Raw genomic sequence first — 8,847 nt, forward strand, 5'->3', positions numbered from 1 at the left:
GAAAACACATCTCAGGCTTTACAAGAGCGCGGTACATTCACTGGTAGAAATATTCAGGAGTCTGGTGCATATGGTAATTATGAAACAATCAACTTTGGTACTGCATTAAATGGTAACCAAGCAAAAGTACGTTTCCGTATTTCATCTGACGCTGTAGTTTCTGATTTTGGTTGGTGGATTGATAATTTAACAATGTCAAATGTATTGTCACCTGTGTTCTCAACAGTTGTAGCAGGAGATTCAATCACTTCTTGTGACAATGCGATGCCGTTATTACTAGTTGAAAACGCATCAAGTGAAATTAGTGAGTCAGAAACAGGGACCATTACAGCAAGTGCATCAGATCGAAATGACGATACGTTGACATTTGCATGGACTCAAGTAAGTGGTTCTGCAGCAACATTATCAGGGGAAGATACAGCTACACTCTCATTTACACCAGCAGCAATCACCGCTGATGAAGATCTTGTTTTTGAAGTTGCGGTTAGTGATGGCACTGCAACTGTAATGCAGCAAACTACTGTTACGGTTAAAAACGAAGCTGAACCGGTAGCACCTGTTGTAGAGAAAAAATCAAGCAGCGGTAGTGTTGGCTTTATTGCCTTACTACTAGCACCATTAGTTTGGTTTAATAGACGCCGTAAACGCGTTGCCAAATAGCTAAAAATAAACTTTACTTTAAAAGCCCTTAAATTTATTTAAGGGCTTTTTTGTTTCTTAAGTTTTTTTTAAGTTTCGCTCTTTAACTTATAAACATACTCCTTAAACGGGCGATGTTTATGCAATTAGCACAGTCAAACTTATCACTAGATAACATATCAAATTCGGCACATTTAATAACTGCTCGAGAAAATGGTGAGCATCGTAATGCACTAGAATCTGCGGTAAAAGATGGCTTTTTAGTAGCTTACAATGCAACGCTTAAATCATTTATGCCACTACTTTGTCAATACACAACAATTGAGGGGCAATGTACGTTAGGTTTAAGGCAAGCTACCTCTCCCTTATTTATTGAGCAGTACACTGCAGAGCCCATTGAGCACTTTTTATTAGAACAAACTCCGCGTAGCAAAATATTTGAGCTAGGTAACTTATGCTCTACACATCGCAGGGCAACGCTTGGTCATTTTATTGTTGTTAACGAGGCACTTTACAATACTGGAGCTAAGTATTTAGTATTTTGCGCCACAAAAAAAGTAAGGGCGATGGTTCGAATGCTGGGGGTTAATTGCACTGAGGTTGCTGTTGCAAACAGCTTTGTGGTTGAAAACCCATTAAGTTGGGGAAGTTATTATGCAAATCAACCTACGGTGTGCATTGTTAATTTAGCGCAGGCACATCAGCAAGTACTTAACACACCCATGCTGTTAAATATTAAACAGCAAAACACACAACAAATTAATGCCTTAATGACCGAGTTGGGGAGCTTATGAGCCTATTAAATAATATTAATAAGGTAGCGAATGGGCCAGTGGTTGTTAGTTACTTAGCCAATAAAGTGATGCCTATTAGCGCTTTGGAGTTACAACAAGAAACTAATAAGCTAACAGCTATTTTTAACGCTTTAGACTCAGGTGCAATTGCCTTCCAGCTTGATAACACTCCAGCTTGGCTGGTTGTTGATGCCGCAACCAGTGCAGCAAACAAGGTTACGGTGCCTATCGCCCATTTTTTTAGTCAGCAGCAAACACAGTATGTGCTAGCGCAATGTGGTGCGCAGTTTTTTATTAGTGATATGCCTCGTTATTCGCTTGGCAAGCATTCATTGTCGGTAACATTATTTGAGCATTATACCCTTTATATTTATCAGCTCGATGCGATTGAACCCGTGGGCTATTTTACTGGTACGCAAAAAATTACATTTACTTCAGGTTCTACTGGCGAGCCAAAAGGGGTGTGCTTATCAACACAAAGCCAAATGCAGGTAGCTCAGTCATTATGTGAGCAAATAAATATTAGTAACCCCGTGCATTTATGCTTACTTCCGCTGCCAGTATTACTGGAAAATATAGCGGGTGTGTATGCGCCTTTGTTAAGTGGCGGTTGTATACATTTAATGCCGCTAAACGAATTAGGTTTTGTTGGCTCAGGGTTAAAAAAACCTAACAAACTCATTGGTGCAATCGATAGTGTAAAACCTAACACCCTTATTTTAGTGCCTGAGTTATTAACGTGTTTAGTTGCCTTTGCAAAACAAGGCTGGCAGCCACCAAAGTCACTTAAGTTTATTGCTGTTGGCGGAGCACGGGTTAGTGAATCTTTAATTTTAACTGCACGAGAATATAACCTACCGGTTTATCAAGGTTATGGTCTGTCTGAGGCGGCCTCAGTAGTGAGTTTAAACACCCCCAACTATGACGATATAAATAGTGCTGGTGAAGTATTAGGGCACGTTGAAACCAAAGTTGAAAATGGTGAGTTATTTATTAAAGGATCGTTATTTTTAGGGTATTTAAATCAAGCGCCGCATAACCCAAACACCTGGTACGCCACTGGCGACTTAGTATCTAAGCGTAATAATAAGCTGTACATAAAAGGGCGAGTAAAAAATCTGATCATCACCAGTATGGGGCGTAATGTTAGCGCCGAATGGCCTGAATCATTAATTTTAAGCCAAAGTGCGATACAGCAAGCGGTGGTGTTTGGTGAAAGCCAGCCATTTTTAAGCGCGCTTATTTATGCGGCACCCGAGTTTAGTGATGAGCAATTAAAAGCACATTTAAAAACAGTAAACCAGCAACTTCCTGACTACGCACAGATTAAAAAGTGGCACCGTTTAGCCCAACCTTTAAACGAGCAGCAAGGATTATTAACCGCTAATAATCGCCCTAAACGAGCGGCAATTAGCCAGCACTACAGCCCTATTTTTGAACAGTTTTACCGACTTGGAGAAGTGATCCATGAGTGATTTTTTTAATACATTAAAAGCACAAACTCAAAACGAGCGTGAGTACTTATTAGCTGCGCCAATTATACAGCGTGTATTTAACGGACAAGCAACGCTTGAAGAGTATGCCTCGTTTTTAGCACAGGCTTATCATCATGTAAAACACACTGTTCCTTTAATGATGTCACTTGGCGCACGTTTAACTGACGAGCAAGAATGGTTACGTGAAGCGGTAGCTGAATATATTGAAGAAGAAATTGGTCATCAAGAGTGGGTGCTAAACGACATTGCAGCCTGTGGGTTTGATAAAGAAAGTGTGCGCCATAGTCAGCCACAATTCGCCACTGAAATGATGGTGTCGTATGCCTACGATAGTATTGCACGTAAAAATCCGCTTAGCTTTTTTGGCATGGTTCACGTATTAGAGGGGACCTCAATTGCGCTTGCTGATGGAGCCGCATCAAACATAGCGAATGCAGTAGGGCTTCCTAAAAAAGCATTTAGCTATTTAACCTCTCACGGCGCTCTTGATATAGAGCATGTTAAGTTTTTTGAAAACTTAATGAATCAAATTACCGACGAGGCGGATCAGCAGGCTATTTTACATGGCGCAAAATGTTTTTACCGTTTGTACGGCGATATTTTTCGCGCTTTAGACAACGAGCCGTTTTTTAAAGCATCAGCACAAGAGCAACACGCATGAATACCGGCTTATGTGTATTAACTGGTGCGACAGGCGGAATTGGTCAAGCGATTGCTAAAACATTACACGGCCAAGGTTGGCAACTGCTCTTGGTGGGGCGAAATAGTGATGCCCTCAATACGTTAAGTAGCCAATGTCCCGGTAGTATAGTTTTTGTGGGGGATTTAACGGTTGCCGAAAACATGTTGGCACTCGCCATTAAAGCCAAAAAATTAGGTGGCGCTAAGTTACTCATAAACAATGCAGGCATTAATGTAATGCAAAGCTTAAGTGCATCGAGTAGTGAGCAAATTGATAATCTACTGAGCACTAATTTAGGCGTCCCTATGAAATTATGTCAGCTGTTTTTAGCGCAGTTGCACGCGAATAAAGGCTCCATAGTTAATGTTGGGTCGTCATTTGGCAGCATAGGTTACCCGTATCAAACACTTTACTGTGCTAGTAAGTTCGGTTTACGTGGTTTTAGCGAAGCGCTATCACGAGAGCTTTCAGACACACCCGTTAAAGTTAGTTATTTAGCACCAAGAGCAACCGATACAGATATTAATGATGCACAAACCCGAGCAATGAATAAGGCGCTTGGTAATCAAATGGACTCCCCGCAGTTGGTGGCTGATGAGTTAGTTGCGTTATTAAACTCAAATAAAACCAGACGATTTATTGGTTTTCCTGAGAAACTTTTTGCACGTATCAATGGCGTTTTTCCAGGTATTGTGGATAACGCAATTGCCAAACAGCTTCCTAAAATAAAACAGTTTTTAGGTTAATAGAGGATTTATTATGAAAAAATTTACTTTAGTAGCTTATTTAAGCATTGTTAGTGTGTTTTCATCGCCGGTATTTGCAGACGAACAAAGCGATTTACTCGCTATTCAACAGCAGTGGGCGGTTGCTAATTATGAGCTTAAAGATGATGCACAAATCAAAGCCTTTACTCAACTAAGTGAGCAAAGTGCTCAATTTATTGAAAGCTACCCTGATTCAGCAAATAGCTATACGTGGAACGGCATTGTACTGGCCAGTTTTGCTGGCGCAAAAGGCGGGTTAGGGGCGCTGGGCTATGCTAAAGATGCAAAAGCGTCATTAGAGCAAGCCCTAAAAATAGACGACAGTGCTTTAGGTGGCTCAGCGTATGCCAGTCTAGCAACCTTATACAGTAAAGTACCGGGGTGGCCTATTGGTTTTGGTGATGATGACACCGCCGACAAGTTTTTTAAGCAAGCGCTCGCTTTTAACAAAAAAGGCATTGATACTAACTACTTGTATGGTGAGTTTTTATATGACGAACGTGAATATGAGCAAGCTAAAGCCCATTTGTTAGTTGCGCAAGCAGCAGGTATTCGTGATACTCGTGCTAAAGCTGATAAATATCGTCAACAAGCAATTAGCTCTTTATTAGCTAAAGTAGATAAAAAACTAAAGAGATAGCCAAATAAACAATGCATTTATTATTAGTTGAAGATGATCATCTTGTGGCGCAAGGGCTTTGCCGCTCATTGCGCCAAGAAGGCTACAGTGTAGAGCATAGCGCAACGGTTAAGCATGCATTGCAATGCTTAGGCAGTGGTGAAATAGAGTTGGTTATACTTGACCTAGGTTTACCCGATGGTGATGGTTCACAAATTTTAAAGCACATAAAAGCACAAAAAAAAGTGATTCCGGTGGTTATACTAACTGCACGAAGTAGCATAGATGACAAAGTGCAAGGGCTTGATATGGGCGCTGATGATTATTTAGCTAAGCCATTTGAACCAGCCGAATTATTTGCTCGTTTGCGCGTAGCGAGCCGCCGAGTAAATCAAGCTCAGTCGAGTTTATTACAGTGTGGCGAAGTGACTATGGACACGTCAGCGCATAGTGTCACACTCAACGATGGGCTACTTTCTCTGCCACGAAAAGAGTACATGCTGCTAAAGGCGCTGTTGGAAAACCAAGGTCGCGTGCAATCTAAACAGCAGTTAGAAAATAAACTCTATCAGTGGGGAGAAGAAGTTGGCTCCAACACCATTGAAGTACATATTCATCACCTACGAAAAAAATTCCCCAGCGATTTTATTAAAACTCTCCGTGGTATTGGCTATGTCGTGGGAAAGAGATAGTTCACGTGATTAAAACGCCCCTAGATTGCACAAACTTGAATTTACAAAGGTAACCATACTCTATGTCAATTCGTAAGCGTTTAACCCTTATTTTACTGTCAATGATGGTGTTAACCTGCTTTTTAGCTTTAGTCAAAGGCTACCAAAAAAGTATGAGCCATGGTGAGCAATTACTCGATAGTGAACTAAAAGTGGTCGCTGGAGTGTTGATGCAACAGCCTTTATCTATAAACGCCATGGCGCCAAAAATACAAGACAGCGCCCAGTTACTGTATCAAATTTGGCAAGGCGGTGAGCTCCTTAGTGGCTCTAATGAATTGAATCTAAATTTAAGCCAGTATCAAGCGGGTTTTCAAACGCTTAATATTGCAGGGCAGCGAATGCGAGTATTCGTTTTTGTCACTTCTTTACGCACCGTTATTGTTGCCGAGCCGATTGCTAAGCGGTTTGAACTTGCCGAGGCGGTTATTTTATCAGCTATGTTGCCTATGCTCTGGGCGGTTCCTTTACTTGCGCTATTTATTAGCTTTTTTGTTAAATATGCACTGGCACCATTAACCCGTTTATCAAAACAGTTAGCTCTGCGCCAAGCAAATGATTTCACTGCGATCAATTGGCAGGTGACAGATGAAGAAATAAAACCGGTGATCAGCCGCTTAAACGATTTATTTAAACGCGTAGAAACCGCCTATTTAAGAGAGCGTTTTTTTGCCTCTGATGCGGCACATGAATTACGTACTCCCCTGAGCAGTTTAAAAATTAATGTGCACAATTTGGCAGCTCAACAAGGCGATAACCAAGAACTACAAGCCATGACCCAAGGTATTAATCGACTGTCCAATATAGTCGAGCAAATGCTAATACTAGGGCGTACTCAGCCAGAGCAGTGGCAAAAACAGTTTAAGGAGCAGTCATTATTAGCGATCACGCAAGAAGGTGTTAGCCAGTTGTATGAAAAAATAGAGGCTAAAAATCACACTATCAGTCTTGAGGGAGATGATTTTATCATTAACGGTGATGAATTTACCTTAGTGACGCTGATTTCAAACCTACTTAGCAATGCTATAAAGTACGCACCAGCCAATGGACAAATAAAAATAATGCTAAAGCAGATGCACAAGCAGCGTATTTGGCAAATAGAAGACAGTGGCCCAGGTATGACGAACGATCAAAAACAACGGATATTTAACCGTTTTTATCGTGTTGGCGGTGACCAACACCCTTCGGGTGAACAAGGTGCGGGCTTAGGCATGGCAATAGTGCAGCATATTATTGCTATTTATCGCGCTGAAATTCACTTAACGGATAGTGATTTGGGTGGCTTAAAAGTACAGGTAGTTTTTGCAGGAGCAAAATGTGATTAAACAACTTATTAGGCCTTACTTATATTGTTGTGTATTTTTATCATTTAACGCCGCCAGTAAAGACTATCGTATTGTACTTAAAGATCATTTGTTTTACCCCGCAGAAATCGTCGTGCCGGCCAATAAAAAGGTACGCTTGTTAATCGAAAATCAAGATAGTACGCCTGAAGAGTTCGACAGTTTCGATCTCAATCGAGAGAAAGTACTTTACCCAAAGCGCAAAAGCGTTATTTATATCGGGCCATTAATCCCTGGGCGCTATGAATTTTTTGGCGAGTTTTCGCCCAATACGGCGCGTGGTGCTGTCATAGTGACTGAAAAGGAGCATTCTAATGCTAATAACTAGCCTAGTGATGAGTCTAAACCAGTTGCTGCCGGTGGCCATTTTACTTATTTTACTCCAAGTTGTAGCCAAGCAAAGTTTAATGAAATTGCTGGGAGGGCTTATTTTAGGGATCGGGCTTTCATTTTTGTTTGTAAAAAGTGCGCCGTTAATGAGCCCCTTGTTTGACTATCAGGGTTTAGAATATGCCCAAATTGGTTTGTGTATTTTAATTTTTATTAGTGCACTGTTCTACGCCATTAAACAAGCAACAGCTGCTTTTATGATTGCGATTATCAGTGTAATGACACTTTATTTAAGTCACTACATTATTTACCTGATTGGCTTTTGGCAAAGCAACGAAGCGGCTCAAAGTTTATTTATTGGCACTTTTTTAGGGTTGGGAATATGCAGCAGCTTTAGCGTCTTGTTGTATTTTTTATTGAGTGCAATCAAACAGCGCTTTGGGCTTACCCCTTTATTGGTATTGTTAGCTTTAAATAGTGCAGCAAAACTAGTTGTGGCGCTTGATTTGGCGAGCCAAATTGATTTGATACCAACAACGGTAACCGTATGGGATTTACGTGACATTTTAACCGAAAACTCAGAGTTTGGGAGAGTATTGCGAGCTCTGATCGGTTATGAGGCTACGCCAAATTTAACCAGTCTTTTAAGCTATGTGCTGAGCAGCGTGTTATTTTTATCTGCTTGTTATTTTATTCCTAAATCAATCACTAAGGAAAAATCATGAAAGCAATAAACCTATTTGCAGCTACTGTATTAATTGGTTTTTGTTTATTAATACCTAAGCTCGTTTATGCTGATGGCATAGTGGTGGATAAAGTTTATCACCCGTATGTGTTGCCGTTTGAACGAGAGCTTGAGTGGCGCCTTGTGTCGCATCAAACCGACAGTGGCAATATTTTAGCTCAACGTATTGGTTTAGGTGGCGCCATTAACGACACTATGGCACTCGAAGGTTATTTAGTGGGTGAGCGAGATGATAACGGCGACTTTGGCTTGCAAGCTTATGAATTGGAGCTTAGATGGCAACTAATAGAGCAAGGCCGGTTATGGGCCGATTGGGGCGCTTTGTTTGAATTTGAAAAACAGCATGACGCCGACGCATACGAAGCAACCTCCGGTTTTGTAATTGAAAAAGAGTTTGGTCGTGCAAGTCTCACCATGAATGCTTTTTTGGTATACGAATGGGGACAAGACATAGAGAACGAATGGGAAACAGAGTTTAGGGTACAATATCGTTACCGATACTTGTCTGCGTTTCAACCCTCTATTGAGTTATATGCAGGGGAAGATTTTATCGGAATTGGGCCCGGGTTTATTGGGCTATACCGGTTTGAAGGGCAAAAACAGCTAAAATGGGAAGCTGGCTTTATAAGTGAAATTAGCCAGTCTGAAAAAAACCACAGTTTTAGACTTGCCCTAGAATTTGAATTTTAAGCATATAAATA

General features: G+C 40.9%; 11 protein-coding genes. All 11 read left to right on the top strand.

Going from position 1 to position 8,847, the window contains the following annotated elements:
- Positions 1-660: PKD domain-containing protein (locus BCG07_RS02080; RefSeq protein WP_502694039.1), on the top strand; the 660-nt coding region annotated here is incomplete at its 5' end.
- Between the two features lie 119 nt (positions 661-779).
- Positions 780-1,433, top strand: a complete 654-nt coding sequence (locus tag BCG07_RS02085; protein WP_286888359.1) for a thermostable hemolysin — start codon at positions 780-782, stop codon at positions 1,431-1,433.
- A complete protein-coding gene (locus tag BCG07_RS02090; protein ID WP_286888361.1) occupies positions 1,430-2,908 on the top strand; it encodes an AMP-binding protein in 1,479 nt (492 codons plus the stop codon). Before BCG07_RS02085 ends, BCG07_RS02090 begins: the two co-directional genes overlap by 4 nt.
- Complete coding sequence (locus BCG07_RS02095) at positions 2,901-3,590, top strand: iron-containing redox enzyme family protein (protein ID WP_286888362.1); 690 nt, start codon at positions 2,901-2,903, stop codon at positions 3,588-3,590. The genes BCG07_RS02090 and BCG07_RS02095 overlap by 8 nt, the downstream gene beginning before the upstream one ends.
- Positions 3,587-4,357, top strand: coding sequence for an SDR family oxidoreductase (locus BCG07_RS02100; RefSeq protein WP_286888364.1), 771 nt, complete (start codon positions 3,587-3,589; stop codon positions 4,355-4,357). Before BCG07_RS02095 ends, BCG07_RS02100 begins: the two co-directional genes overlap by 4 nt.
- Before the next feature lie 13 nt (positions 4,358-4,370).
- Entirely contained in the window at positions 4,371-5,018 is a 648-nt protein-coding gene (locus BCG07_RS02105; protein ID WP_055011599.1) for a tetratricopeptide repeat protein, read from the top strand.
- Positions 5,019-5,029: 11 nt separating this feature from the next.
- Positions 5,030-5,689, top strand: a complete 660-nt coding sequence (locus tag BCG07_RS02110; protein ID WP_138740676.1) for a response regulator — start codon at positions 5,030-5,032, stop codon at positions 5,687-5,689.
- Between the two features lie 62 nt (positions 5,690-5,751).
- Positions 5,752-7,053 carry an ATP-binding protein gene (locus tag BCG07_RS02115; protein ID WP_286888371.1) on the top strand — a complete coding sequence of 434 codons (1,302 nt, stop codon included), beginning with the start codon at positions 5,752-5,754 and terminating at the stop codon, positions 7,051-7,053.
- Positions 7,046-7,399: a cupredoxin domain-containing protein gene (locus tag BCG07_RS02120; RefSeq protein WP_286888373.1), complete on the top strand. Its 354-nt coding sequence runs from the start codon at positions 7,046-7,048 to the stop codon at positions 7,397-7,399. Before BCG07_RS02115 ends, BCG07_RS02120 begins: the two co-directional genes overlap by 8 nt.
- Positions 7,386-8,126 carry an FTR1 family protein gene (locus BCG07_RS02125; protein WP_286888375.1) on the top strand — a complete coding sequence of 247 codons (741 nt, stop codon included), beginning with the start codon at positions 7,386-7,388 and terminating at the stop codon, positions 8,124-8,126. The genes BCG07_RS02120 and BCG07_RS02125 overlap by 14 nt, the downstream gene beginning before the upstream one ends.
- The gene (locus BCG07_RS02130) at positions 8,123-8,836 is read left to right on the top strand and encodes a hypothetical protein (protein ID WP_286888376.1); all 714 of its coding nucleotides are present in this window, start codon (positions 8,123-8,125) and stop codon (positions 8,834-8,836) included. The genes BCG07_RS02125 and BCG07_RS02130 overlap by 4 nt, the downstream gene beginning before the upstream one ends.
- Positions 8,837-8,847 lie beyond the last annotated feature (11 nt).

The sequence above is a fragment of the Pseudoalteromonas sp. ESRF-bin5 genome, assembly GCF_002632075.1.
GTDB lineage: Bacteria > Pseudomonadota > Gammaproteobacteria > Enterobacterales > Alteromonadaceae > Pseudoalteromonas > Pseudoalteromonas marina.